The 23,771-nt window shown below is 59.1% G+C and carries 24 protein-coding genes and 1 tRNA gene; 19 read left to right on the forward strand and 6 right to left on the reverse strand.

Features of this window, described 5'->3' with window-relative positions:
- Nucleotides 1-5: 5 nt before the first annotated feature.
- The 5 genes from QPJ95_RS22055 to QPJ95_RS22070 all read left to right on the forward strand — a co-directional run bounded on the left by QPJ95_RS22055 (nucleotide 6) and on the right by QPJ95_RS22070 (nucleotide 3,335).
- Nucleotides 6-371, forward strand: coding sequence for a hypothetical protein (locus QPJ95_RS22055; protein WP_270920127.1), 366 nt, complete (start codon nucleotides 6-8; stop codon nucleotides 369-371).
- Nucleotides 372-401: 30 nt separating this feature from the next.
- Nucleotides 402-1,388, forward strand: coding sequence for a DUF2303 family protein (locus QPJ95_RS22060; protein ID WP_270920126.1), 987 nt, complete (start codon nucleotides 402-404; stop codon nucleotides 1,386-1,388).
- A 122-nt stretch (nucleotides 1,389-1,510) separates the two neighbouring features.
- Nucleotides 1,511-2,167 carry a hypothetical protein gene (locus QPJ95_RS22065; RefSeq protein WP_270920125.1) on the forward strand — a complete coding sequence of 219 codons (657 nt, stop codon included), beginning with the start codon at nucleotides 1,511-1,513 and terminating at the stop codon, nucleotides 2,165-2,167.
- Nucleotides 2,164-2,445, forward strand: a complete 282-nt coding sequence (locus tag QPJ95_RS24400) for an excisionase family DNA-binding protein (RefSeq protein ID WP_390922784.1) — start codon at nucleotides 2,164-2,166, stop codon at nucleotides 2,443-2,445. Before QPJ95_RS22065 ends, QPJ95_RS24400 begins: the two co-directional genes overlap by 4 nt.
- Entirely contained in the window at nucleotides 2,328-3,335 is a 1,008-nt protein-coding gene (locus QPJ95_RS22070) for a tyrosine-type recombinase/integrase (protein WP_390923860.1), read from the forward strand. The genes QPJ95_RS24400 and QPJ95_RS22070 overlap by 118 nt, the downstream gene beginning before the upstream one ends.
- 60 nt (nucleotides 3,336-3,395) lie before the next feature.
- On the opposite strand, the gene QPJ95_RS22075 is transcribed toward QPJ95_RS22070, so the two are convergent.
- Nucleotides 3,396-3,471: transfer RNA gene (locus QPJ95_RS22075), tRNA-Val, on the reverse strand.
- Between the two features lie 191 nt (nucleotides 3,472-3,662).
- Here QPJ95_RS22075 and QPJ95_RS22080 point away from each other — a divergent pair.
- The 6 genes from QPJ95_RS22080 (at nucleotide 3,663) to QPJ95_RS22105 (ending at nucleotide 9,800) form a co-directional block, all read left to right on the forward strand.
- Nucleotides 3,663-4,565 (forward strand): LysR family transcriptional regulator, encoded by a 903-nt coding sequence (locus QPJ95_RS22080; protein WP_270920123.1) that lies wholly within the window; start codon nucleotides 3,663-3,665, stop codon nucleotides 4,563-4,565.
- 111 nt (nucleotides 4,566-4,676) lie between these two features.
- Nucleotides 4,677-5,546, forward strand: coding sequence for an NAD(P)-dependent oxidoreductase (locus tag QPJ95_RS22085; RefSeq protein WP_286018212.1), 870 nt, complete (start codon nucleotides 4,677-4,679; stop codon nucleotides 5,544-5,546).
- Nucleotides 5,539-7,047, forward strand: coding sequence for an aldehyde dehydrogenase family protein (locus QPJ95_RS22090; protein WP_270920121.1), 1,509 nt, complete (start codon nucleotides 5,539-5,541; stop codon nucleotides 7,045-7,047). The genes QPJ95_RS22085 and QPJ95_RS22090 overlap by 8 nt, the downstream gene beginning before the upstream one ends.
- Nucleotides 7,048-7,057: 10 nt before the next feature.
- The gene (locus QPJ95_RS22095) at nucleotides 7,058-7,789 is read left to right on the forward strand and encodes a serine O-acetyltransferase (protein ID WP_270920120.1); all 732 of its coding nucleotides are present in this window, start codon (nucleotides 7,058-7,060) and stop codon (nucleotides 7,787-7,789) included.
- Nucleotides 7,786-8,667: a VOC family protein gene (locus QPJ95_RS22100; RefSeq protein WP_270920119.1), complete on the forward strand. Its 882-nt coding sequence runs from the start codon at nucleotides 7,786-7,788 to the stop codon at nucleotides 8,665-8,667. Before QPJ95_RS22095 ends, QPJ95_RS22100 begins: the two co-directional genes overlap by 4 nt.
- A gap of 287 nt (nucleotides 8,668-8,954) precedes the next feature.
- The gene (locus QPJ95_RS22105; RefSeq protein WP_270920118.1) at nucleotides 8,955-9,800 is read left to right on the forward strand and encodes a flagellin N-terminal helical domain-containing protein; all 846 of its coding nucleotides are present in this window, start codon (nucleotides 8,955-8,957) and stop codon (nucleotides 9,798-9,800) included.
- A gap of 99 nt (nucleotides 9,801-9,899) precedes the next feature.
- Here QPJ95_RS22105 and QPJ95_RS22110 read toward each other — a convergent pair whose 3' ends face one another.
- Entirely contained in the window at nucleotides 9,900-10,844 is a 945-nt protein-coding gene (locus tag QPJ95_RS22110) for a GlxA family transcriptional regulator (protein WP_270920117.1), read from the reverse strand.
- Nucleotides 10,845-10,927: 83 nt separating this feature from the next.
- On the opposite strand from QPJ95_RS22110, the gene QPJ95_RS22115 reads away from it, so the two are divergent.
- The 3 genes from QPJ95_RS22115 to QPJ95_RS22125 all read left to right on the forward strand — a co-directional run bounded on the left by QPJ95_RS22115 (nucleotide 10,928) and on the right by QPJ95_RS22125 (nucleotide 14,950).
- Nucleotides 10,928-12,088 (forward strand): acyl-CoA dehydrogenase family protein, encoded by a 1,161-nt coding sequence (locus tag QPJ95_RS22115; RefSeq protein ID WP_270920116.1) that lies wholly within the window; start codon nucleotides 10,928-10,930, stop codon nucleotides 12,086-12,088.
- A gap of 63 nt (nucleotides 12,089-12,151) precedes the next feature.
- The gene (locus tag QPJ95_RS22120; RefSeq protein ID WP_270920115.1) at nucleotides 12,152-14,167 is read left to right on the forward strand and encodes an acetate--CoA ligase family protein; all 2,016 of its coding nucleotides are present in this window, start codon (nucleotides 12,152-12,154) and stop codon (nucleotides 14,165-14,167) included.
- A 3-nt stretch (nucleotides 14,168-14,170) separates the two neighbouring features.
- Entirely contained in the window at nucleotides 14,171-14,950 is a 780-nt protein-coding gene (locus tag QPJ95_RS22125; protein WP_270920114.1) for a carnitinyl-CoA dehydratase, read from the forward strand.
- Nucleotides 14,951-15,004: 54 nt separating this feature from the next.
- On the opposite strand, the gene QPJ95_RS22130 is transcribed toward QPJ95_RS22125, so the two are convergent.
- From QPJ95_RS22130 to QPJ95_RS22145, 4 genes are read right to left on the reverse strand one after another with little or no spacing between them, the layout of a single operon-like run.
- Nucleotides 15,005-15,775: an ABC transporter permease gene (locus QPJ95_RS22130; RefSeq protein WP_270920113.1), complete on the reverse strand. Its 771-nt coding sequence runs from the start codon at nucleotides 15,773-15,775 to the stop codon at nucleotides 15,005-15,007.
- Nucleotides 15,772-16,524 carry an ABC transporter permease gene (locus tag QPJ95_RS22135; protein ID WP_270920112.1) on the reverse strand — a complete coding sequence of 251 codons (753 nt, stop codon included), beginning with the start codon at nucleotides 16,522-16,524 and terminating at the stop codon, nucleotides 15,772-15,774. The genes QPJ95_RS22130 and QPJ95_RS22135 overlap by 4 nt, the downstream gene beginning before the upstream one ends.
- A gap of 9 nt (nucleotides 16,525-16,533) precedes the next feature.
- A complete protein-coding gene (locus tag QPJ95_RS22140; protein WP_270920111.1) occupies nucleotides 16,534-17,304 on the reverse strand; it encodes a transporter substrate-binding domain-containing protein in 771 nt (256 codons plus the stop codon).
- Between the two features lie 40 nt (nucleotides 17,305-17,344).
- Entirely contained in the window at nucleotides 17,345-18,142 is a 798-nt protein-coding gene (locus QPJ95_RS22145) for an ABC transporter ATP-binding protein (protein ID WP_270920110.1), read from the reverse strand.
- A 91-nt stretch (nucleotides 18,143-18,233) separates the two neighbouring features.
- On the opposite strand from QPJ95_RS22145, the gene QPJ95_RS22150 reads away from it, so the two are divergent.
- From QPJ95_RS22150 to QPJ95_RS22170, 5 genes are all read left to right on the forward strand, one after another.
- Nucleotides 18,234-18,881, forward strand: a complete 648-nt coding sequence (locus tag QPJ95_RS22150; RefSeq protein WP_270920109.1) for a TetR/AcrR family transcriptional regulator — start codon at nucleotides 18,234-18,236, stop codon at nucleotides 18,879-18,881.
- A complete protein-coding gene (locus QPJ95_RS22155; protein WP_270920108.1) occupies nucleotides 18,878-20,065 on the forward strand; it encodes a pyridoxal phosphate-dependent aminotransferase in 1,188 nt (395 codons plus the stop codon). Before QPJ95_RS22150 ends, QPJ95_RS22155 begins: the two co-directional genes overlap by 4 nt.
- Nucleotides 20,062-21,660, forward strand: coding sequence for a 5-guanidino-2-oxopentanoate decarboxylase (locus QPJ95_RS22160; protein ID WP_270920107.1), 1,599 nt, complete (start codon nucleotides 20,062-20,064; stop codon nucleotides 21,658-21,660). Before QPJ95_RS22155 ends, QPJ95_RS22160 begins: the two co-directional genes overlap by 4 nt.
- Before the next feature lie 15 nt (nucleotides 21,661-21,675).
- Nucleotides 21,676-22,458, forward strand: a complete 783-nt coding sequence (locus QPJ95_RS22165; protein WP_270920106.1) for a dimethylarginine dimethylaminohydrolase family protein — start codon at nucleotides 21,676-21,678, stop codon at nucleotides 22,456-22,458.
- A 160-nt stretch (nucleotides 22,459-22,618) separates the two neighbouring features.
- Nucleotides 22,619-23,416, forward strand: coding sequence for a TIGR03084 family metal-binding protein (locus QPJ95_RS22170; RefSeq protein WP_270920143.1), 798 nt, complete (start codon nucleotides 22,619-22,621; stop codon nucleotides 23,414-23,416).
- The last annotated feature ends 355 nt before the right edge of the window (nucleotides 23,417-23,771 follow it).

A 23,771-nucleotide genomic window follows, 5' to 3' on the forward strand; every position in this document is an offset into this window, starting at 1 on the left:
ACGCCATGACCAGCAAACCCCATGACATGAAAACGATCGACCAAATCCTCTCACTGCCCGACAGCGGCGAATTTCTGATGGAGGTTCACGACAAACACGAGTCGCTGATCAAATCGATGGATGATTTTGTCGAGACCAATAGCAAAGAGGCAACCGGCAGCTTTACCATCAAGCTGAATTACAAACTGGATCGCGCCGGCATGTTTCAGATCGCCGCCAAATGCGATGCCAAAGAGCCCCAGAAACCCGCCGCCACTGCCGTTGCCTGGCAGGGTGGAGAAGGCCGGATCACCCCCGCCAACCCTGCGCAGTTGAAAATGGAAATCCGGGATGTTTCGCCGGGTGAAACCGAACTGCGCACCGCAGGCTAATTCCTTCAACTCAATTCCAAGAGGACAATCATGGAACACCCAGAAGTTCAAAATATCGCTGAAACAATGCGCCAGACCGTAGAGCAGCTTAGTAAAGCTGAGCCGATTGACACCAACGCCGATCGCACTGACCTGTCAGCCGCGCACCTGTTGAGCCTTCCCAAAGGCCGCACGGTCGCGGACGTGACAGAGCAGATGCGCAAGGCCGCAACCCACCTGAAACCAGCGCAAAAGACCGGCACCGCCAAATTTGAAACGCTGGACAGCTTCATTGACTGGACCAATCGCTTCAAAGGCGATGAATCGGTGGTGTTTGCCAACCAGTCACGCCAGCAACCATCGCTCACCAGCGTTATTGATTACCACCCAGAAAGCGCCCCGCAGCTCGATCCAAAAACCGGCGATGCAAATGCTCGGTACTGCCGCCACCGCGGACTCTACAAATTCCCGGTTTCCGAGGAATGGAAGATCTGGAATGCAGTCGCCCAAAAGACCCTGGCCAAATCCGAGCTGGGAGAATTTATCGAAGAACACGCCAAGGACATTATCGATCCCTCCCCGGCCTTGCTGGGCAGCGGCAAACCAGAAAATGCGGAGCCCTGGGAAAAGCCCCTGATCGAGGTCGCCGCCAAGCTGAAGGGCCGCTACGGCCAGTTTGCCCGCCTGATGGAAATGTCCCGCCATCTGGAGATCTATGTGAGCAGCAATCTGATCACCAAGCGCAACCCGGACGACGGCACCGTGCAAATGTCATTCGAGAATGAAAACAAGGACGCCGAGGGCAAGCCGCTCTCCATCCCAAATCTTTTCCTGATCGCCATCCCGGTATTTGACCAGGGCGTCAACTATCGCCTTCCGGTTCGGTTCAGCTTCAAGAAAAACGGCTCTGCGGTCTCTTTCCGGCTGACGATTTATAACCCTGAAGCGGCATTCTATGACGCCCTGAAAGAGGCTGTGAACACCGCCCAGGAAAAGACTAAGTTGCCCACCTTCTACGGCTCCCCCGAAACCCCCTGATCGGTCGCTCTGACTGATACCCCCGCCGCCGTAATCCCTTGGCCGGGTGGCGGCGGGGTCTCTGATCTCTCTCTGTGGCCCTTCTCGATCGAAGGGCCAGCGACGGAAACCAGGAGGACGCCATGAAAGCCCTACGCGTATTAGTCGGCTGCGAGACCTCGGGCGAGGTTCGTCGCGCATTCCTCGATCGAGGACACGACGCATGGTCCTGTGATCTGCTACCTGCCGACGATCGCAGCAACCGCCACATGCAATGCGACGTGCGAGATGTGCTGGATGATGGCTGGGATCTGCTGGTGGTGATGCACCCGCCCTGCACTCGGCTGTGCAACAGCGGTGTGCGCTGGCTGCATACTCCACCACCGGGACGCACCAAGGCCGAGATGTGGGCAGAGCTGGATGATGGCGCCGCGTTGTTTTCTGCCTGCTGGAATGCGCCAGTGCCGCGCGTAGCTGTGGAAAATCCGGTGATGCACAAACACGCCAAGGCGCTGATCGAGAATTTTCAGCCCGCCGCACAGACCGTACAGCCGTGGTGGTTTGGCGAAGAGGCGTTCAAGGGCACCGGCCTTTATTTGCGCGACCTGCCACCCTTGGTCGCTACCAACCGACTGACACCACCAAGGCGCGGCACTGATGACCACAAACGCTGGTCAGCGATCCACCGAGCCCCGCCCGGACCTGACCGGTGGAAAACCCGCTCTAAGACATTCACCGGCATTGCACTCGCGATGGCCGATCAATGGGGTAGCTATGCAATGGAGGATCTGGCCGCATGACACCTGCCCGACCATATACGCCTGACCAACTGGGCGAGCGCTGGCACTGTTCTGGTGAAACCGTGCGTCTACTGGTGAAAAGCGGGGCCTTGCGCGGATTCCGCGTTGGTCGCATGATCCGGATACCCAGGGATGCAGTGGAGGAATACGAATGCCCGAAATCAACATCGGACGGCTTAGAGGCGGACTCTGTGTCTATTGGTATGATAGCACCGGCAAACGAATTCGCCGTCAGCTTGAGGCACGCACCCGAAAGGACGCAGAAGCCGAAGCAATAGACGTTTATCGCAAAGAGAACCCTACCCCCGCTGGCCAGACTGTTCAGCAGATCTGGGATGATTACCTGATTGAGCGGCAGGGGCGCTCAGTTGCAACGACAATGCGCTACACTGGCAAAGCCATCCTCCCGCATTTTGGCGCGCTGCGCCCCGACCAAATCGACACCCTGCATTGTCGAGACTACACATCCATGCGCCGCCAGGCCGGGCGCAAGGACGGTTCAATCTGGACAGAACTTGGGCACCTGCGCACCACCATGCAATGGGCTGAGAAAACAGGCCGGATCGAGCGCGCGCCAGCCATCGAAAGACCGCAGAAACCGGCGCCAAAAGACCGTTATATGACCCGTGCCGAAATCGCCAAAATCCTTGCCGCCCCGTGTGAACCGCACATCCGTCTTGCTGCCCTTCTGATGCTGTCCACCGCAGGTCGGGTTTCTGCCATTTTAGAATTAACTTGGGACAGGGTGGACCTCGATCGTGGCTTGATCGATCTCCGCATCAGCGAGAGCACCACCCGCAAGGGCCGCGCTGTTGTTCCGATCAACGCAGGCCTGCGCGCCGCATTGCAAGAAGCGCGCGAAGCCGCATTAAGTGATCATGTGGTTGAATGGGCTGGCGGACCTGTCAAATCCATCCGCAAGGGAATCGTAAGCCTAGCGGCGCGTGCCGGGGTCCCGAATATCAGCCCGCATGTCTTCCGACATACATCAGCCGTTCACATGGCCGAGGCCGGGGTGCCAATGAGCGAAATCAGCCAGTACCTTGGCCACTCTAACGTCGCAATCACCGAACGGGTCTATGCACGATTCAGCCCAGATTACCTGCGCAAAGCTGCTGATGTGGTTGATTTTACCATGATCCGGAGCGTCCTAGGTTCCAAGAACTGAGGAACACTTCGTAAACCACCGCCGCAACCATTCAATATCTTTAGTTTTCAAATGGTTAGATGGTGGGTCGTGAGAGGCTCGAACTCCCGACATCTTCGGTGTAAACGAAGCGCTCTACCAACTGAGCTAACGACCCGGTGAGGCGGGATTTAGACAATGCGCAGGGCCGACGCAAGGGCCAAAATACTTTTTCTTCAGAAAATTCATATCTGCACAAAATACCGGCGCATCTCATGCGCGTCTCACAGACGTCTGTCTCTGAAACTCAACCTGAAACACCGGCTTTGGCGCATTGAATTGGGGGCCATGTTGCGCCAGAGTCGCGCCATGACCCAACTTGATCCCCGACAGACCACCTGTTTCCTGGTCGCCGTTCAGACCGGAACCGTCAGAGCGGCAGCCGAGCAGATTGGCCTGGAGCCCTCGACTGTCAGCCGGAATATTTCTGCACTGGAAACTGCCATGTCCACGACGCTGATTGAACGTGGAAGATCCGGTGTTCGGCCAACTGAATCGGGTGTGCTTTTGGTGGCGTTCTTAAAACGGCAGAGCGGTGAGTTGGATCTTCTCCGGTCTGAATTTGATGCCCTTGCGCAGATGAAACGTGGCAAAGTGACAATCGCGGTCGGCGAAGGCTTTGTCGGCGACCTGTTTGATGGCGCCCTGGCCAGGTTTTCCGCCAAATACCCCGATATCACCTTCGCCATAACGGTGGGATCGACCGAACATGTGATGCAACAGATCACCTCAGAGCAAGCCCATCTGGGACTGGCCTACAATGTCCCCAAAACCCCGCAGATCAGGGTCGAGACCTGCGCCGCGCAGCCTCTTGTCGCGCTGGTGCGCAGGGGTGGCATTTACGACAGCACAGAGCCTCTTGATCTGGCAACCCTAGCAAAAATGCCATGTGCCATCCCGCCCAAAACCTTTGGCATTGGGGCGATGATAACAGCGGTTGAGGCCAAACACGGCATCCGGCTACGCGCGATTGTCGAGACCGGTTCGATTGCGGCGCTGAAGGCCTTTGTGCGCAATGACATGGGATACACCATCCTGCCGCGGTTTGTTGTCGAAAATGAGCTGTCGTCCGGGATGATGACCGCACACCAGATAACATCCACTGTATTTGCGGGTGGCGTGTCCTCGCTGCTGCGCAAGGAAGGCCGCAAGCTGCCGCAGGCGGCAGATCTTCTTCTCAAGCAGTTGAAAAAGATGGCGGCCTTTGCTTAGTCAGCTTATCGTTGCGCCCAGCGCAACGAATTCATCGAATGCCCGGCATTCTTTGCCGAAAGAAAATGAACCATAGTTCTGGAAACCCCTGTCAGTAGAAGGACTATGGACATGCAAATTGGGCTTATTGGATGTGGCAATATGGGCGGCGGCATGGCGGCGCAGCTGATTGCCAGTGGCAGCCAGTTGATATGTTATGATCCCGACCCTGCGACACTGAGCAAGATGCAGGATCTTGGTGCAAGGGGCGCAGAGAGCCCTAAGGCGCTTGCAAAAGTGGCTGATATCATCATTCTTTCCCTGCCAAAGGCCGCAGTGGTGGACGCGGTGATGCGCGAGATTGTTGCAGATATTCGCCCCGCCGCCATTGTTTTGGATACCTCAACATCCGAACCTGTCACCTCTCAGGCTATGGCCTCGCTGGGGGATGCGCATGGGTTTTCATTTGTCGATGGCCCGGTGAGCGGCGGGCCGGCGGCCGCCAATGCCGGCAGCATGACGATGCTGCTGGGCGGAGAGACAGCCGCGATCGAACGTCTTGCGCCGGTATTGGACATTCTCACCGCCAAGACGGTGATTGTTGGAGGCTCTGGCGCCGGTCATGCGGCCAAGATCGCCAATAACATGCTCTGCGCTGCCAATCTTATCTTGGTTGGCGAGGCTGTACGTCTGGGTCAAGCCGCAGGTGTCGCCCCCGAGGCGCTGCTGGAAGGCATTAACGCAGGCTCGGGCCGCAGTGGCGTGAGTGAGGTCAATTTCCCCAAGTGGATCCTGAATGACGGCTTTGATTCAGGGTTTACCATGGGGCTGATGCGCAAAGATGTCGGGCTTGCCCTTGATCTCGCCAAGGCCTCCGGGGTGGAGCTTAGCGGTTTTGCGCAGATCGCAGACATCTGGCTGAACCAGTCGCAGGACATAGCAGACAGCGCCGATTTCAACCAAATCGTCACGCGCGACGGGAAAGCAGGCCATAATGTCTGATCGTAAACAAACATTACTGGATGCAATGGCCATGCTTGGGTTGGGCGACCGCCCTCAGAGCCTCATTAACGGCGTTCTGCTGGATGGGGCTGGCGCTGATGTGACCCTTGTGGACCCCTTCACCGAGCAGGCGTTGTTCTGCTACCCGGACGCGGATGTGGCCCTGTCTGTTCAGACCTGTGATGCGGCCCAGCAGGCCCAGCCGGGATGGGCCAAGGGCATTTCAGCCGCCCAGCGCGGACAGGTGATGCAGGATATCTCTCGGGCCGTGCTGGCACATGTGGAACCGCTGGCCACGATTGAGGCGATCATTGCCGGTAAACCGATCCGCGATTGCCGGGTTGAGGTGGCCAAGGTGGCCGAGATGTTTGCCTATTACGCCGGTTGGGCCGACAAGCTGCACGGCGAGGTGATCCCGGTGCCATCGGGGCATCTGAACTATACATTGCGCGAGCCGCTGGGTGTTGTCTTTCAGATCACCCCGTGGAATGCGCCGGTCTTTACCGGTGGGTGGCAAATTGCACCTGCCATCGCCACCGGCAATGGGGTGGTTATCAAGCCTAGCGAGCTGACCCCCGTTACCACTGTTGCACTGGTCAAACTGGCCGAAGGGGCTGGGCTTCCCTCTGGTCTGGTGAACGTGCTTTGTGGTCTTGGCCCAACGGCGGGTCAGGCAGCGATAGAGCATCCTGCGATACGCAAGGTGGTTTTTGTCGGCTCTCCTGAAACCGGGCGGCGGGTAGCCATTGCGGCGGCGACCGCGTTAAAACCTGCCGTGCTGGAGCTTGGCGGGAAATCTGCCAATATCGTCTTTGACGATGCCAATCTAGAACAGGCTTGTCTGGGGGCGCAGGCGGCGATCTTTTCTGGTGCCGGACAAAGCTGTGTCGCCGGGTCCAGACTGCTGGTGCAGAAATCAATCTATGAGGATTTGGTGGCGATGCTGTCCAGCGGCATGGACAACATAACGCTGGGGGATCCGCTGGCTGAGACCACCGAGGTCGGACCGATCAGCAATGCCCGGCAATATGCCCATGTCACCGGCATGATTAGCAGCGCCCGAGAGGCTGGCGCATCTGTGCTGTCTCGCACAGAGCGGCAGGAGCAAGGGTATTTTGTACCGCCCACTGTGCTTCGCAACCTGTCAAACTCGGCCCAGGCCGCCCAGCAAGAGATCTTTGGCCCTGTTGTCTGTGCCATCCCCTTTGAGGATGAGGCCGAGGCCATCGCTCTGGCCAATGACAGCTGCTTTGGTCTGGCAGCTGCGGTCTGGACCAGTGATGTGGGGCGCGCTCATCGGATGGCCGACGCCGTTCGCGCAGGTACGTTCTGGATCAACAGCTACAAGGCGATCCATGTCTCCTCACCCTTTGGCGGCTCGCTGAATTCGGGCTATGGCCGCTCCAGCGGCACCGATGCGCTGTTGGAGTACACCTCCGCCAAAAGCGTCTGGCTTGACAGTGCGCCAATACCACGCATCGCTTTTGGCTATGTGTCCTAAGGGGGGCGTGATGAAACTGACTGATGATATTCAGGCCCTGCTGGCTGGTGATGCCGGTCTGGCAAAGCTTCTTGAGCTGCGGCCGTTCACCAATTTTGCGGAATTAGCCGACACCTTGTTTGCCAGTCTCTGCAACAGCCGTGAAATCGGCAAAGTGGTGCGGGATGTCTATGCCAGTGACCGGCAACTGGTAGAGATGTCGTGCTACGATATTTCTGAGACCGCCCTCCGCAACTTTGAGCCCGGCGGTCCCCCTGCCACTTTGCTGTTTTCACGCGGGGTGCAGGCCATCATGGCACACCGCGTTGCGCATAGGCTTTGGCAGGACGGCAACACCAACCTGTCTCTCGCCACCAAAGCCGCCTTTGGGCGGGCGTTCTCAACTGATATTCACCCCGCCGCGCAGATTGGTGCAGGCCTGTGGCTGGACCATGGCTTGGGTTTTGTCGTCGGTGAAACCGCTGTCATCGCCGAGGATGTCTCCATCTGGCACAACGTGACGCTTGGCAGCACATTGAACGATAGCGGATCGCATCGCCACCCTCATATAGGTCGCGGTGCGGTCATTGGCGCCGGTGCCATGCTTTTGGGCGGCATCACCATAGGTGCCCATGCCAATATTGCGGCCGGCGCCATCGTGGTACAGGACATCCCGCAGGGCGCGCTTGCGGTTGGACCCAAAGCCAGTATCCGCGGCGATGCCAGAATTAGTTTCAGCGCCAAGGAAGAGAGCTCTCCATGAACGCATCCTTTGGCATTGATCACCCTTTGCTGGCCACCCATGACATCGAAGGGCTGCGGGCAAGGCTGATATCGCTTGGCTTTAACATGACCGCCATCGGCAAACATCCCTGGGGCACCAGCACCAGCCTGGCCATGTTTGATGGATGCCTGATTGAAATCATGGGCACCTATGATGAAACCCTGCTGGATGAGGTGCCCGCCGGCGATTTTTGTTTTGGGCGGCATGTTTATGAACATCTTCGCCAGCGTGAGGGCGTGGCTCTGTCTGCCTTGCACAGCACCAATTCGGTTGCCGATGCCCAACGGGCCGAAACTGCCGGGTTTACGGTGGCGGGACATTTGCAATTTGGCCGCGATGTGACCCTGCCGGACGGCACAACGGGGCGCACAAAAACCACCCTCGCGCTGCTACCTGACGCCGAATTCCCCCGCCTGTCACTGTTCCTGTGCCAGCAACATCGCCCCGACCTGATCTACGTGCCCCAGTGGTTGCAGCACCCAAACAAGGTCACCGGTATCTGCGGCATCAACATCTTGGCGGACCAGGCATTGCACGCCGCGCTAAAGGCACGGTTCAGTAAGCTATATAGCGATGTCACAGGGATAGGTGGCGGCTTCCAATGCCAGACAGCCAATGGTGTCATCCGGGTGCTGACAGCGGATGTTTTTGAGCGTGTCATCGGACCGCTTCCCAGCGCCCTGCATCAGGAGGAACTACCCTGTATTGCCGGCATGGATCTGACCATGTCCGATCCGCAACTGATGCTTGAATTCATCAAAGCATCAAACACTCAATATAGCACAGTCGAGACAGGCTTTGCCCTGAGTGACCCGTCGCTGACCGCAAATACCCTGCTGCGGCTATTGACCGTATAGGAAGTTTTGGCGGTAGCCCGTCCCGGTCCGGTCTGACACTGGCTGCGGCGATGTCAGGTCGAAACAATTCAACTAAATGTCATGCTTTTCAACAGATTTTCGCCACAGTTAAACCGCCCCGACGCTACATTCATTGACCAGAACTTAACACAATCCTGGGCCCAAATATGGGCTTGGGAATTTTAGTCATTTGTTCAGAGCACTGCCAGAATGGCCGGTGGTTCATCTCAGTAGCTGGGATGGGCTTAGCTTTTTGCAGTGTTTTCTCAATTGGAGGGCAACCAAATATGTCAAGTATCAATAGCAACTCGGGTGCGGCGGTCGCACTGCAAATGCTTGGGGGCACCGTGGAACAAAAGGAGACGGTCCAAGAGGATATTGCGACTGGAAAAGAGGTCAACACCGCAAAAGACGCGGCCGCACTCTGGGCCATTTCGCAGGTGATGGAGAGTGATGTGGCCGGGTTCTCTGCCGTGTCCGGTTCCCTGTCGCTTGGCGAGGCAACCGCATCAGTGGCCGCCGTCGGTGCAGAACGGATGACTGAGGTGCTGCAGGACATGAAGCAGCTTACCATAATGGCCAGCAGCGGCGCGGTGGACTATAGCAAAATCGAAACCCAGATGGCCCATAAGACGGAACAGCTGAATTCGATCATCTCCTCGACACAGTTCAACGGTGTCAACCTGCTGAAGACCGATACCGACGGAACCGGAAGCACATCGCTGACGGTTGCCGCATCATTTGATCGTCAGGGTTCGGGCACGGCCAGTCTCGCCACCATTTCGGTCGACAGTCTGGATTTTGAGGGAAGTCCCAGTTTCGACATCAACAATCGCACCGCGATAACCGATCAGGCCAGTGCACAAACGGCCTTGGGCGAAATTGAAGGATTTCTGAAATATGCGATCGAAGGCGCCGCAGCGCTGGGCGCCAGTGCCACTCAAATGTCGGATCAGAATGATTTTGTCGGCAGGTTGGCTGACAGTATGAAGGTGGGCATCAGTGCGATGACCGACACCAATATGGAGCAGGCCTCCGTTCGTCTGGCCGCGCTCACCGTTCAGCAACAGCTTGGATCTCTATCGCTGTCGATTGCCAATGCAGCGCCGAACAGTTTGCTGGCCCTCACCTAGCGCCACTTCGGGCCGGGAGATATCCCGGCCCGTCCCCATATCCATTCTCAGCGCCGGGGCACCCTGCGTGATCCGAGACCATAACATAGCAGTCAGAAATCAGGATTGGCTGCGCAATTGGCGTGGGGTCTGACCAAATTCCGCCTTAAAGGCGCGGGTCATGGCGCTGGCATTTTCATAACCACAGCGGGCTGCGATTTCACTCACCCGCTGGTCGGTGTCTCCCACCAGTTTCCGTGCCAAAGTCATCCGTAACCTGCGGTAAACTGCTTGCGGCGTCGCATTCAATTCTGCCTGCACCCGCTGTTCCAGTGTTCTTTGCGTGCAGCCAACCTGCTGGGCAATCTCGCCCACAGAGAGAGGCCGCTCAAGATGTTCCTGCATAATGGAAATCGCACGGTCGACAGATCTACCGGTGGTCCGCGAAAACGACGCATGGGATCGCGCGGAATCGCGGGTCATGAACAATTGCGCAACCTCCACCGACAGTAACGGATCATGGGTTTCACTGACCAGATGCATGATCAGATCAAATGCGGCCATCGCGCCCGAGCAGGTAATCCGGTCCCGATCAATCACAAACCGTTCACGCTGTGCATCAACATCAGGAAATGTCTCGGCAAAGCTGGTGAGCTCCTCCCAGTGGATTGTTGCGCGATAGCCATCCAGCAACCCCGCACTGGCCAATAGCCAACTGCCAGTGTCCAGCCCCGCCAGATAGGTATAGCGTTTTGCCGCAGCCCTCAGCCCTCGGCTGATGTCCCAACTGCCAAGACCCCGAAACCCATAAGACGGCATGATCATCAGCGCCGTGCCTGCGCCCTCTTTGAGCGGACCATGAGGCGCCACCTGCATGCCGCTGGAGCTGACAACCGCGGCGCCGTCCATCGTCAAGAACCGCCATTGATACAGGGGCTTGCGCGACAGCGTATTGGCCGCCCGCAGGGGCTCGACGGTGTTTGCCAGGCAATGATTGGAAAAGTTGTCAAAAAGGAGAATATCAAAATTCTGCGTCTGGTTATCGATATTTGTCAAACTTTGCATGATCAGCACCTAACTCTGCACGTCTACCTAGGGCAAGAGGCTATTTATTCGGGAAAATTCACCGGCAGAGAGGTCCGAGAAAAATGCATTTTGGCTTGTCCGAAGAACAAGAGATGATCGTCTCGACTGTTCGCAGTTTCGTAGAGAAAGAAATCTATCCGCATGAGGCCGAGGTCGAACGGACCGGTCAGGTGCCATTGGAGCTGGGCAATGCGATCAAGCAGAAATGCATCGATCTGGGCTTCTATGCCTGTAACTTCCCCGAAGAGGTCGGAGGCGCGGGCCTGAGCCACACCGATTTCACTCTGGTCGAGCGCGAGCTGGGCCGCGGGTCGATGGCCCTGACCCATTTCTTTGGGCGGCCACAGAATATTCTGATGGCCAGCAATGACGAACAGCGTGAACGCTATCTGCTGCCCGCCGTTCGCGGCGAGCGGATGGATGCGCTGGCGATGACAGAACCGGACGCCGGATCGGATGTGCGCGGCATGAAGTGTCAGGCCGTGCGCGACGGTGGTGACTGGGTTGTGAACGGCTCCAAGCACTTTATCTCCGGCGCGGAACATGCTGATTTCTTTATCGTATTCATTGCCACCGGGGTGGATGAGACCCCCAAAGGCCCCAAGCGCCGGATCACTACCTTTCTGGTGGATCGCGGCACCCCGGGGTTTGAGGTGCGCCACGGCTATAACTCGGTCAGCCACAAGGGCTACAAGAACTATATCCTGAGCTTCGACGATTGCCGCCTGCCGGATGCGCAGGTTCTGGGCGAGGTTGATGGTGGTTTTGCGGTGATGAACGAATGGCTCTACGCCACCCGTCTGACCGTTGCGGCCTTCTCAGTCGGTCGGGCGCGACGCTGCTTTGACTATGCGTTGAACTATGCCGCCGAGCGCAAGCAGTTCGGCCAACCGATTGGCAAGTTTCAGGGCATCAGCTTTCAGATCGCCGACATGATCACCGAGATCGACGCCGCCGAATGGCTGACCCTTGCGGCCGCCTGGCGGCTGGATCAGGGCCTGCCGGCCAACCGTGAAATTGCCTCAGCCAAACTCTATGCCTCCGAGACGCTGGCGCGGGTCACCGATACCACGTTGCAGATTTTTGGCGGCATGGGGCTGATGGATGACTTCCCGATTGAACGCTTCTGGCGCGATGCCCGCGTCGAGCGGATCTGGGACGGCACCTCGGAAATCCAGCGCCACATTATCTCCCGCGATCTGCTGCGCCCCCTTGGCGCCTGACATCGCTGTCCCGGCGAAAGGGTTCGCCGGGACACCCTAGACCTCTTTGTATACGGCAACCGCATGTCCAACACTCTCAGCCGCCTGTTCCAGCCAAAATCCATCGCCATCGTCGGCGGCGGCGCCTGGTGTGTACAGGTTATCAAACAGTCTCAGGCAATGGGGTTTTCCGGGGATATCTGGCCGGTTCATCCCAGGTCTGATGAAATCGCCGGCTGTCCGGCCTATAAGTCCCTCGCGGATCTGCCAGCGGCGCCGGATGCGGTGTTCATTGGCATCAACCGCCATGCCACCATCGAGTTGGTGCGCAGCCTTGCGGCGATGGGGGCTGGTGGCGCGATCTGTTTTGCCTCCGGCTTTTCCGAGGCCGCCGCAGAGGACGCCACAGGTGATGATCTGCAGGCGCAACTGGTTGCCGCTGCCGGGCAAATGCCCATTCTGGGGCCCAATTGCTATGGCTTTATCAACGCTTTGGACGGCGCCCTGCTGTGGCCCGATCAGCATGGCTGCCAAAGGGTTGATCGTGGCGTCGCGATCCTGACGCAGAGTTCAAATATTGCGATCAATCTGACCATGCAACAGCGCGGTCTGCCAATCGCCTATGTGGTGACCTGCGGAAATATGGCGCAGAGCTCGCAGGCAAAGATCGCCTCGGCGCTGATTGACGATCCGCGGGTCACTGCGGTGGGTCTGCATATCGAAGGCTTCTCTGACCTGCGGGAATGGGAGGCGCTGGCCGCCAAGGCCCATAAAAAGGGCGTGCCACTGGTGGCGCTGAAAGTGGGGATATCCGAGCAGGCACAACAGGCCACCGTCTCCCATACCGCCTCACTGGCGGGCAGCGATGCCGGGGCGCAGGCCTTTCTCGACCGGCTCGGCATTCCCCGGCTGGGTGCCCTGCCCGACCTGCTGGAAGCGCTGAAACTGCTGCACTGCTATGGGCCTCTGCCCAGCGGCAATATCGCGTCAATCAGCTGTTCTGGCGGCGAGGCCAGCCTGATCGCCGATATGGCGGTTGGTACCAAACTGGAATTTCCGCCACTGACAGACCAGCAACAGGTGCAATTGCGGGCTGCATTGGGGCCGATGGTGGCGCTGAACAACCCGCTGGACTACCACACCTATATCTGGCGCGACGGGGCGGCAATGGCGCGGGCCTGGTCCGGTATGACCGGCGACGGGATCGCGATGACGTTTTCGATTGTCGATTATCCCACCACCGACCAGGCCGACTGGATCTGTGCCACCCAAGCGGCGCTATCAGTACGCGCCGACACCCAAGCCCGGTTCGCCGTTGTCTCAAGCCTGCCGGAACTGATGCCAGCAGATGTTGCCGCCGAATTGATGGCCGGCGGGGTGGTGCCGTTTCTGGGCCTGCGTGAAGCCCTCGCCGCGACCGAGACGGCAGCAAACCTGCGCGCCCCACACCCAGATCCCATATGTCTGCCGGCAACCACCGCGGCGACCCAGACCTTGACCGAGGCCGCCTCTAAGCAGGCGCTGGCCGAGCACGGGGTTCAGGTGCCGCAGAACCGCTCAGCCCAGGGGCCGGGGGCCATAGCCAGTGCCGCTACTGAGCTGCGCCCGCCCTTTGCCATCAAAGGTGTCGGATTGGCGCATAAATCAGAGCACGCAGCGGTTCGATTGGGCATTATGCCCGAACAGGTCGCCGCCGTCGCCGCCGAGATTGGCACCGACACGGTGCTGATCGAAGAGATGATCACCGGCACCGTGGCTGAACTGCTGGTGGGGGTGATCCGCGATGATGCACATGGCTATGTGCTGACACTGGGGGCCGGAGGTGTGCTGACCGAGATGCTGCGGGATACGACCTCCCTGTTGCTGCCAGTGCAACCCGCAGACATCGAAACCGCCCTGGCTAAATTGAACTGTGGCCCATTGCTGACCGGATACCGGGGCAAGCCCGCCGCCAATAGGGCTGCGATTGTCGAGGCGGTGCTGGCTGTTCAGTCCTACGTCCTTGCAAATGCTGAAACCGTTAGCGAAGTTGAAATCAACCCCCTCCTCTGCACGCCCGATCGGGCCGTGGCAGTGGACGCCCTTATTCGAAAGGCCTGACAGATGTCCCCTATTAAAACCAAACGCGATGGCGCAATTCTTGAGATCACCCTGGATCGTCCCAAGGCCAATGCCATTGATCTGGCCACCAGTCATGTCATGGGCGAAGTGTTTCGCGATTTCCGTGATGACCCCGAGTTGCGGGTGGCGATTATCACCGGTGGCGGCGGTAAGTTCTTTTGCCCCGGCTGGGATCTGAAAGCCGCCGCTGATGGCGATGCGGTGGATGGAGACTATGGCGTCGGTGGCTTTGGCGGCTTGCAGGAATTGCGCGACATGAACAAGCCGGTGATTGCGGCGGTGAACGGCATCGCCTGTGGCGGCGGGCTGGAGCTGGCGCTGTCGGCTGATATGATCCTGGCCGCCGATCACGCCAGCTTTGCGCTGCCGGAAATCCGCTCGGGCACCGTGGCAGATGCGGCCAGTATCAAACTGCCCAAACGCATTCCCTATCACATCGCCATGGAACTGCTGCTGACTGGCCGTTGGTTTGATGCGGATGAGGCACATCGCTGGGGGCTGGTGAATGAGATCCTCGCCGCCGATCAGCTGATGGACCGCGCCTGGGAGCTGGCGCGTCTGCTGGCCAGTGGCCCACCGCTGGTCTATGCGGCGATCAAGGAAATTGTCCGCGATGCCGAAGACAGCAAGTTTCAGGACGCGATGAACCGGATCACCAAAAGCCAGCTGGCCTCGGTTGATGTGCTGTACCGCTCGGATGATCAGCTGGAAGGTGCGCGTGCCTTTGCTGAGAAACGGGATCCAGTCTGGACTGGCAAATAACCAAAACCATAAAAATGGCCTCGCTCAACACGAGGCCATTTTTATGTCTGCAGCTTATCGCGGAAGCTGAGCTTCGAACCGTTTGAAGGCCAGCGTGATCAGGCCGGCAATGACCATATAGACCACCGCCAGCAACAGCAGCGGCTCATAGACGATGAAGGTATCTGATCGAACACGCGACGACACCGCATAGATGTCGATCACGGTGATTGTCGCCACCAGTGGCGTTGCCTTCAACTGCAGGATGGTCTCGCCGCCCAACGTGGGCAGCACATTGCGAATGGCCTGCGGCAGCCAGATCCGGCGAAACATGGTGAAACGGCGCATGCCAAAGGATTTGGCGGTCTCCAGCTGGCCCTTGGCAACACCGGAAAAGGCACCGCGCATCACCTCGCCCTCGTAGCCGGCATAAGACAGGGTCAGCGCCAGCACCGCATAGGGCCAGGCCTGGCGCAGGTAGGGCCACAATTCACTGCTGCGGATCCACGGGAACTGCGGGAAGAGAGATCCCAGACCATAGTAAAGCAGCCAGATCTGCAACAACAGCGGTGTGCCGCGAATGACGGTACAGAAGCTGCGCGCCGGGATCGACAGATACCACGGCCCAATCGCCTGAGCCAGGCCCAGCGGCACCGCCAGCAGAAAGCCCAGCACAGTCGTCACCGCCATAATCCAAATGGTGGTCCATATTCCTTCTACTGCCAGGGGGGCATATTTCGGGATCCAGTCCCAGCGCAGGGTGACAGCGCACCACAGAACCAAGGCGGCAAACAGCGCCATCATCACAATGCGATGCGGCAACATCAGGGATTTTAGGGTCGTCATCCCCGGCCCTCCCGCAGCGAAGGCTGGCCACGCCGCGCCCATTTTTCAATCCAGCCGAACACCACTCCGGAACATAAGGTCACCATCAGGTACAAGCCGCCTGCCGCCAGGAAAAAGGTGAAATAAGCCCGGGTGCTGCTGGCTGCCTGACGGGTTTCCAAGGTCAGTTCCGAAAAGCCGACGATGGCCAGCAAGGCAGTGTCTTTGGTGGCGATCAGCCACAGGTTGGCCAGCCCCGGGGTGGCAAAGGACATCATCGCCGGGATGGTGACCCGCCACATGGTCATCAGGGGTGGCATGCCAAAGGCCCGGGCCGCCTCAATCTGGCCGGGCGGCACCGCCAGAATTGCGCCGCGCAGAACCTCAATCGAATAGGCGCCCTGCACAATGCCCAGCACCCAGATGCCAGCCACGATGCCGCTGATTTCAACCCGGCCATAGCCCATCGCCGAAGACGCCTGGTTAATCAGGTCGGTGCCGACGTAATACAGGATCAGGATCAGAACCAGCTCGGGGACCGCCCTGATAACAGTGGTATATATGGCGAGCAGGTCGCGCAGGACCGGCCCGCCATATAGTTTGCCATAGGCCCCGAAAAGCCCGATCAGCAGCCCAAAGCCAAAGGCTCCGGATGCAATTTTCAGCGAGTTCGCCAGCCCGCGCAGCAGGTTGGCGCCCCAGCCCGGCGGCGACAGCGACAATAGTTTTGCGCTCTCGGCGAGACCGAGCGTTTCGAGGATCAGCTCCAAGGTCAGACCTTATTCGCTGTAGATGCTGGCGTTGAAGTAGCGCGCAGTGATCTTCTCATGGGTGCCATCGGCCAGAATGGCGGCAATGCCCGCATTCAGAGCTTCGCGCAGGGCATCGTCACCCTTGCGGACACCAGCGCCAGCGCCGCGACCCAGGATCGATACATCATTGGCAACCGGGCCTTTGATTTCACAGCAGCCACCAGCGTCCGAGCCGACAAAATCCGCCATCGCGATGCTGTCAGCCTGAGTGGCGTCAATGCGGCCTGCAAACAGATCCTGGTTGGCTTCGTCCTGGGTCTGATAGACGCGGATTTCGGAATCCTTGAAGTATTCCTGCGCATAGGCCTGGTGAATGGTCGAGGCCTGAATGCCGACAATCTTGCCAGCCAGCGATTCCGGTGTCGGCTCGATGTCCATTGATTTGTCAGCAACGATTACAGCCGGAGTGTTGTAGTAGGCGTCGGAAAAGTCGATGGTTTTGGCGCGTTCAGCGGTGATCGACATCGAGGCCATGATGGCGTCGATTTGCTGACCGGTCAGCGACGGAATGATGCCATCCCATGCAACGGGGGTGATCACACAGTCGAGTTTTGCAGCGGCGCAGACGGCCCCGATGACTTCGATTTCCCAGCCAACCCAGGTGCCGGAGGAATCGACCGAGGCAAACGGTGGATAGGCTTCGGCGGCGATGCCGATTTTGACCTGTTCAGCAGCGGCAACCCCAGCGACAAGTGTGGCCGCGGTAACTGTCGCGGCGAGCAATGTATTGAGTTTCATATGTTTTTCCCTGATTGAAAGTTTTGATCTGTTGGTATTTTTAGGTGACGGAACTGAGAAATTGCTTCAGCCGTTCCGACTGTGGATTGCCAAAAACCTCGGCAGGTGGACCCTGCTCTTCGATGCGGCCTTCGAATAGATAAACGACGTGGTTTGCCACCTCGCGTGCGAATTTCATCTCGTGAGTGACCAGCAGCATGGTGCGACCCTCGGCGGCCAAATCGCGGATCACCGTCAGCACCTCGCCTACCAGCTCCGGGTCCAGCGCCGAGGTTGGCTCGTCAAACAACATGACATTGGGATCAACGGCCAGCGCCCGGGCGATGGCGGCGCGCTGCTGTTGGCCACCGGACAGAAAAGCGGGAAAAGTGTCGATCTTGTCCCCCAGGCCGACCCGGTCCAGCAGCACCCTGGCCTGCGCAATGGCCTCGGCGCGCGGCACCTTGAGCACGTAGACCGGCACCTCGATGATATTCTCCAACAGAGTGCGGTGGGTCCACAGGTTGAACTGTTGGAACACCATCGCCAGCCGGGTGCGGATACGTTCGATCTGGCGCCGGTCGGCAGGGCTGCCATCCGCGTTCATCTTCACCTCTTCGCCGTCAATGACGATCCGACCCGAGGATGGGGTTTCCAGAAAGTTGATACAGCGCAGCATCGTCGATTTGCCGGACCCCGAGCCACCGATGATGGCAACTACGTCGCCCTTCTTTGCCTTTAGAGACACACCTTTTAGCACCTCTAAGGTACCAAAGGATTTGTGTAGATCCTCAACGTGAATGGCTTCGGCCCGGGTGTCGGGCTCAGGTAATGGGTCTGCAGATGCAGCTGTCGGCATTTTCCGGCGTCCTCACATTTGTGCTTGTAGTAAGGCTGAAGCTTCGTAATTATGCAAGTGTATAATTACTGCCGCCACGAAAGGAAGCTCTGTGAACGACGAGCGCCGCAAATTCAAACGCGAGAGTGCCGAACAGCGCAAAGACGCGTTGATCGTGGCGACGCTGTCTCTGGTGGCTGAGATGGGTGTGCGCGGGGCGACGGTGCGGGCCATTGCCGAGCGGGCGGATGTGACACAGGGTTTGATCCGGCACTATTTCAGCTCCAAAGAGGAGCTGATCATTGCCGCCTACGAACATCACATGACCACCATGACCGATCAGACCTTTGCCCTTGCCGCTGCGGTTGACAGCTCGGCGCGGGATCGTTTGGCGGCGCTGGTGAATGCGTCCTTGCGACCACCGGTGGCCGATCCCCGGGCGGTTGCCCTATGGGCCAGCTTTCTCAACAAAGTGCAGCGAGACGCACAGATGAAGGCCACTCACGAACGCACCTACGCCTACTTTCGCGACCAGCTGCAAGACCTTATTAGCGCCGCGCTAGAGGAAGCAGGACAGAGGCCATCGCCCACACGACTGCGCCATTTGGCAACCGCCTGCAACGGGGTGATCGACGGGCTCTGGATGGAAGGTGGCGCTCTGCCAGATGCCTTTGCCCCAGGTGAACTGCCGGGCATCGGGGTGGAAGCCGTTGGTGCGATTATTGGATTAGATTTGGAACAGAAAGCAGAACAGCCATGAAAACAACAGCGATCACCCGTCGGTTGGACGGTTTGGGCGGCGCCAAATGGGAGCTCCACCTAAAGGCACGGGACATGATCGCCGCTGGCGCCGACATCGTCGAGATGACCATTGGTGAACCGGATGTGGCGACGCCAGCGGCGCTGATGGATACGGCTGTTGCCGCGATGCGGGCCGGGCGCACCGGCTACTCGAACGGGCGCGGCGAGGACAATCTGCGGGCGGCTCTGGCCGAACGCTATACAGCCAGTACTGGCCGGGACTTTGAGCCCAACAATTTCCTGTGTTTTCCAGGAACTCAGACCGCATTATTCACGGTGATGATGGGTGTGGCCGAGGCCGGAGACGAGGTATTGGTGGGCGATCCGCTGTATGCCACCTATGAAGGCGTAGTACGGGCCTCGGGGGCCGAAATGGTGCCGGTGCCGCTGCGACCAGAGCATGGGTTTCGTATGCAGGCGGCGGATCTGGCCGAGCGGATCACCCCGCGCAGCCGCGCCATCCTGCTGACCTCGCCGCACAACCCCACAGGCTCGATCCTGACGGCGGCGGATATTGAGGCCATTGGTGAACTGGCACTGAAACATGATCTGTGGATCATTTCGGACGAGGTTTATGAGCATCTGGTGTTTGACGGATCGACCTTTGTATCGCCGCTGTCCAATCCTGCCATTGCCGACCGGGTGATTGCGGTGTCGTCGATCTCCAAATCCCACGCCGCACCGGGGTTCCGCAGTGGCTGGTGTGTGGCCTCGACTGCGTTTTGTGACGCGCTGTTGTCGGTGTCGGAAACCATGCTGTTTGGCAATCAGCCCTTTATCGCGGATATGACCGAACAGGCGGTGCGCGAGGGCTCTCCGGTGGCCAAGGGTATGCGGACACGCTACGCAGCCCGCGCTGCCAAACTGGATCAACAACTGACGCAAGAGACCACTTTGACGGTGCATCAGCCCGAGGCCGGAATGTTCGCAATGATCAATGTCGCTAGCACCGGGCTGGATGGGCAGGCCTATGCTGAACACCTGCTGGAACATGGCGGCGTCGCGGTGATGCCCGGCACCTCGTTTGGCACCACGATGTCCGATTGGGTGCGGGTCGCCCTGACCATCGACGACGGCGATTTTGATCGCGCTATCCAGCGTATCGTCTTGCATGCCAACACACTGCAAAGGAATGTCGCATGACCACCATCGGCGAGGCTTTAGTGACGCAACTGGCCGAACGCGGTGTCGAAACCGTCTTTGGCATTCCCGGCGTACACACCGTCGAGCTGTACCGCGGGCTTGCCAGCTCGGGTATTCGCCATGTGACTCCGCGCCACGAACAGGGGGCCGGGTTCATGGCCGATGGCTATGCGAGGGTGTCAGGCAAACCCGGCGTCGCCTTTGTCATCACCGGACCGGGATTGACCAACACGCTGACGCCAATGGCACAGGCGCGGGCTGACAGTGTGCCGATGCTGGTGGTGTCCGGGGTGAACCGCGTTGCCACCCTTGGTAAGGGGCTGGGCCATCTGCATGAGCTGCCGGACCAGCACAAGATGATGTCGACAGTGGCGCTGGTGTCGGAACAGGTGCGCACCGCAGACCAGCTGACAGCCGCTCTCCATAAGGTGTTTGAGCCGTTTTCCACAGGCAGACCGGGGCCAACCCATATCGAAATCCCGCTGGACGTCGCCGGCGAGGACTATGCTGCCCCCGTCGAAAACACTGCACCAGCAGAACCAGCCAAAGACGACACCGAGATGATCGCGCGCGCGGTGCTGCTGCTGGAAACGGCCAAAGCCCCGGTGATTCTGGCCGGCGGTGGCGCGGTTGCCGCAGCGGCAGAGCTGCGTGAGCTGGCCGAGCGACTGGAGGCTCCGGTGGTGCAAACGGTAAATGCGCGGGGGATCATGTTTGATCATCCGCTTGGCGTGCCCGCCAGTCCCAGCCTCAGCGCAGTGCGGGACCTGATCGAAGGCGCAGATGTGGTGCTGGCCGTCGGCACCGAATTGGGCCCAACCGATTACGACATGTATGCGACCGGAAGTATGGCCCGGATGGCCAAGCTTGTCCGGATTGATTGCTGCGATCAGCAGTTGAACCGGCATCAGGCCGAAATCGGCCTGCTTGGCGATGCCAAGGCCAAGCTGGCCGAGCTGACTCAGGGTATCCGCCATAAAAACGCGCCGTCCAAAGCAGGCGCCGACAGGGCCGCGCAAACACGGGTCGCCGCCTTTGAGGAACTGAGCCCTCAGTATCAAGCCCAGGTGCGGATACTCGACGCCATGCGCGATACCGTTCCCGGCGCCATCATGGTTGGTGATTCAACCCAGCCGATCTATGCCGGAAACATGTACTACGACCCAGACCGCCCCCACGGCTGGTTCAACGCGGCCACCGGATATGGTGCTTTGGGCTTTGGTATCCCAGCCGCAATCGGTGCCTCTATTGCCGAGCCGGGCACCCGGGTGATCTGCATTGTTGGTGATGGTGGCGCCCAGTTCAGCCTGCCCGAGATCATGGCCGCTGTGGACGAAAACCTGCCCATTACTTTTGTCATCTGGAACAATCAGGGCTACCACGAGATTTCGACCTCAATGCAGGATGCCGGCGTTACTATTGTCGGCTGTGATCCGACACCGCCAGACTTCGCAGCAACTGCAAAATCTTTCACCATTCCCCATCAACACTGTGCTGCCGATCCGCAAGCGGTGGCAGAGGCCCTGGCGACCTCTGCCCGTCTGCCAGGCCCCAGTATGATTGAAATCGAGGCCCCGGTTTTTCGGCCCTCCTAAACGAATGAGACTGCTATGAGCGATCCAACTTTTGAATTCAGCCGCGCCATCACCCGGCGTCCCTCGGCCTGCATTGTCGATGGCCTGCGCGCCAAGGACATCGGCACCCCGGATCTGGACCGGATGCAACAGGCCCACACGGCTTATGTTGCGGCGCTGAAAAGCACCGGCGCCGAGGTCACTGAACTGCCGCCACTAGAGGGGTTTGCGGACGCGGTGTTTGTCGAAGACACCACCCTGTGCCTGCCCCAAGGCGCCATCATGATGCACCCCGGAGCCCCGTCACGGGTCGGAGAAGTCGCCGAGATGGCAAAGACAGTGCGGGGTCTATACCAGGATGTCCGCCAGATTCAGGGGCCGGGCCACGTTGAGGGGGGCGATATTCTGGTCACTGGACGGGAGATTCTGGTGGGCCGTTCAGACCGTACTGATGCGGCGGGTGTTGCCGAACTGGCTGAGATCGCCACCGAATGGGGCCATACCCTGCGAGAGGTGTTTACCCCCCCCGGCGTGCTGCACTTCAAGACCGATTGCTCGCTGATGGACGGCGAAACAATCCTCGCCACCAAGCGGCTGGATGCCTCGGGCTGTTTTGAGGGATACCGGGTTCTGCACGTTGCCGAGGGCGAAGAAGCCGCCGCCAACGCGATCCGTTTCAACAATCTGGTGATCATGCCCGCAGGCTTCCCCCGCACGGCTGAGATGCTGGACAACGCCGGGTACGAAGTGGTTCAGATTGACAACAGCGAATGCGCCAAACTGGATGGCGGCATGTCCTGCTTGTCGCTGAGGTTCTAAAGCCCTGAGCGCCCTTAAGGCGGACCCTGCCCCATCGCCGTTACGGCTGCGATGAGGCAGGCCTTGGGGGCGACCGCCTATAATAACAATCTTCCAGACTGTAACATTGCCTGTCGGCGTTTTATCTGGGAAATATCGGATGAAACAGAAAGGTGTGCAGATGCAGCAAGCAGAGGATTTCCGGGCAGAGAGCCTGACCCTGGCAGCTATACTAGAGGATTTGCCCGAGGCTGAGTTCCACCGGCCGACGCTGTTTAAAAACTGGACCATTGACCATGTATTGGGCCATCTGCACCTCTTCAACATAGCCGCCGAAACATCGCTCAAAGGACCAGAGGTCTTTGCAAAATTCATAGATCCAATCGTTACCGAGATGCAAAAGGGGACGTCCATATTGGATTGTCAGTTCCCCTGGCTGGATGGGCTGTCAGGCCGGGCATTGTTTGAAGCCTGGTGCCAAGGGGCCGAAGCCTGCGCCGACGCCTTTGCCCAGGTCGACCCAAAGGACCGGGTGAAGTGGGTCGGGCCGGACATGAGCGCGCTCAGTTCCATCACTGCCCGCCAAATGGAGACCTGGGCGCATGGGCAGGCGGTGTTCGACCTGCTGGGTATGCAGCGTATAGACCAGGACCGTATCCGCAATATTGCCCATCTGGGCACCGCGACCTTTGGCTGGACCTTCCTCAACCGCAAGGAAGAGGTGCCCAGCCCTGCCCCTCATGTCGAGCTGACCGGGCCATCAGGCGCCGTGTGGCATTGGAACGCGCCGCAAAAGGACAACGTGGTGCGCGGCCTGGCGGTCGAATTTGCGCAGGTTGTAACCCAAACCCGAAACATTGCCGATACCACGTTGCAGGTCACCGGCGACGTGGCGCGCCACTGGATGGAGCAGGCTCAGTGTTTTGCCGGCCCACCTGTATCACCCCCTGCCAAGGGGCAGCGTTTCCGGGCACAATGACCTGTTGCCTTCCAGTTCGGCCAGAACATGCAGTATTGAACCGCGCCGGGTTTGCCGGAGGCTCCAACACCTGAGTAGGATGGAGCATCATCAGCAACACAACGAACAGGTATTCCCCGGAGGTGCGCGCGCGTGCCGGGCGGATGGTTTTGGACAATCAAGGGCAGCATGACAGCCACTGGTCTGCGATCATGTCGACCTCTGCGAAGATCGGCTGCGTGCCACAAACGCTGAACCAGTGGCTCAGAAAGGCACGGTCGCGAGTGGCAATCGCGGTAAGAAGCCAAGAACAACGATCCCTGACAAAGCACTACCGGGTCCCTCTCACCTAGGCACTGCATGTGCTGACCGCCTG

This window comes from Parasedimentitalea psychrophila (genome assembly GCF_030285785.1).
Taxonomy (GTDB): Bacteria; Pseudomonadota; Alphaproteobacteria; order Rhodobacterales; family Rhodobacteraceae; genus Parasedimentitalea; species Parasedimentitalea psychrophila.

Bases quoted from the DNA above. Each gene is read 5' to 3' on its own strand.
- QPJ95_RS22105 (WP_270920118.1), top strand. From the start codon at position 8,955: ATGTCAAGTATCAATAGCAACTCGGGTGCGGCGGTCGCACTGCAAATG.
- QPJ95_RS22165 (WP_270920106.1), top strand. From the start codon at position 21,676: ATGAGCGATCCAACTTTTGAATTCAGCCGCGCCATCACCCGGCGTCCC.
- QPJ95_RS22155 (WP_270920108.1), top strand. From the start codon at position 18,878: ATGAAAACAACAGCGATCACCCGTCGGTTGGACGGTTTGGGCGGCGCC.
- QPJ95_RS22130 (WP_270920113.1), bottom strand. From the start codon at position 15,775: ATGACGACCCTAAAATCCCTGATGTTGCCGCATCGCATTGTGATGATG.
- QPJ95_RS22090 (WP_270920121.1), top strand. From the start codon at position 5,539: ATGTCTGATCGTAAACAAACATTACTGGATGCAATGGCCATGCTTGGG.
- QPJ95_RS22110 (WP_270920117.1), bottom strand. From the start codon at position 10,844: ATGCAAAGTTTGACAAATATCGATAACCAGACGCAGAATTTTGATATT.
- QPJ95_RS22065 (WP_270920125.1), top strand. From the start codon at position 1,511: ATGAAAGCCCTACGCGTATTAGTCGGCTGCGAGACCTCGGGCGAGGTT.
- QPJ95_RS22055 (WP_270920127.1), top strand. From the start codon at position 6: ATGACCAGCAAACCCCATGACATGAAAACGATCGACCAAATCCTCTCA.
- QPJ95_RS22125 (WP_270920114.1), top strand. From the start codon at position 14,171: ATGTCCCCTATTAAAACCAAACGCGATGGCGCAATTCTTGAGATCACC.
- QPJ95_RS24400 (WP_390922784.1), top strand. From the start codon at position 2,164: ATGACACCTGCCCGACCATATACGCCTGACCAACTGGGCGAGCGCTGG.
- QPJ95_RS22120 (WP_270920115.1), top strand. From the start codon at position 12,152: ATGTCCAACACTCTCAGCCGCCTGTTCCAGCCAAAATCCATCGCCATC.
- QPJ95_RS22115 (WP_270920116.1), top strand. From the start codon at position 10,928: ATGCATTTTGGCTTGTCCGAAGAACAAGAGATGATCGTCTCGACTGTT.
- QPJ95_RS22140 (WP_270920111.1), bottom strand. From the start codon at position 17,304: ATGAAACTCAATACATTGCTCGCCGCGACAGTTACCGCGGCCACACTT.
- QPJ95_RS22170 (WP_270920143.1), top strand. From the start codon at position 22,619: ATGCAGCAAGCAGAGGATTTCCGGGCAGAGAGCCTGACCCTGGCAGCT.
- QPJ95_RS22060 (WP_270920126.1), top strand. From the start codon at position 402: ATGGAACACCCAGAAGTTCAAAATATCGCTGAAACAATGCGCCAGACC.
- QPJ95_RS22145 (WP_270920110.1), bottom strand. From the start codon at position 18,142: ATGCCGACAGCTGCATCTGCAGACCCATTACCTGAGCCCGACACCCGG.
- QPJ95_RS22160 (WP_270920107.1), top strand. From the start codon at position 20,062: ATGACCACCATCGGCGAGGCTTTAGTGACGCAACTGGCCGAACGCGGT.
- QPJ95_RS22085 (WP_286018212.1), top strand. From the start codon at position 4,677: ATGCAAATTGGGCTTATTGGATGTGGCAATATGGGCGGCGGCATGGCG.
- QPJ95_RS22095 (WP_270920120.1), top strand. From the start codon at position 7,058: ATGAAACTGACTGATGATATTCAGGCCCTGCTGGCTGGTGATGCCGGT.
- QPJ95_RS22100 (WP_270920119.1), top strand. From the start codon at position 7,786: ATGAACGCATCCTTTGGCATTGATCACCCTTTGCTGGCCACCCATGAC.
- QPJ95_RS22080 (WP_270920123.1), top strand. From the start codon at position 3,663: ATGACCCAACTTGATCCCCGACAGACCACCTGTTTCCTGGTCGCCGTT.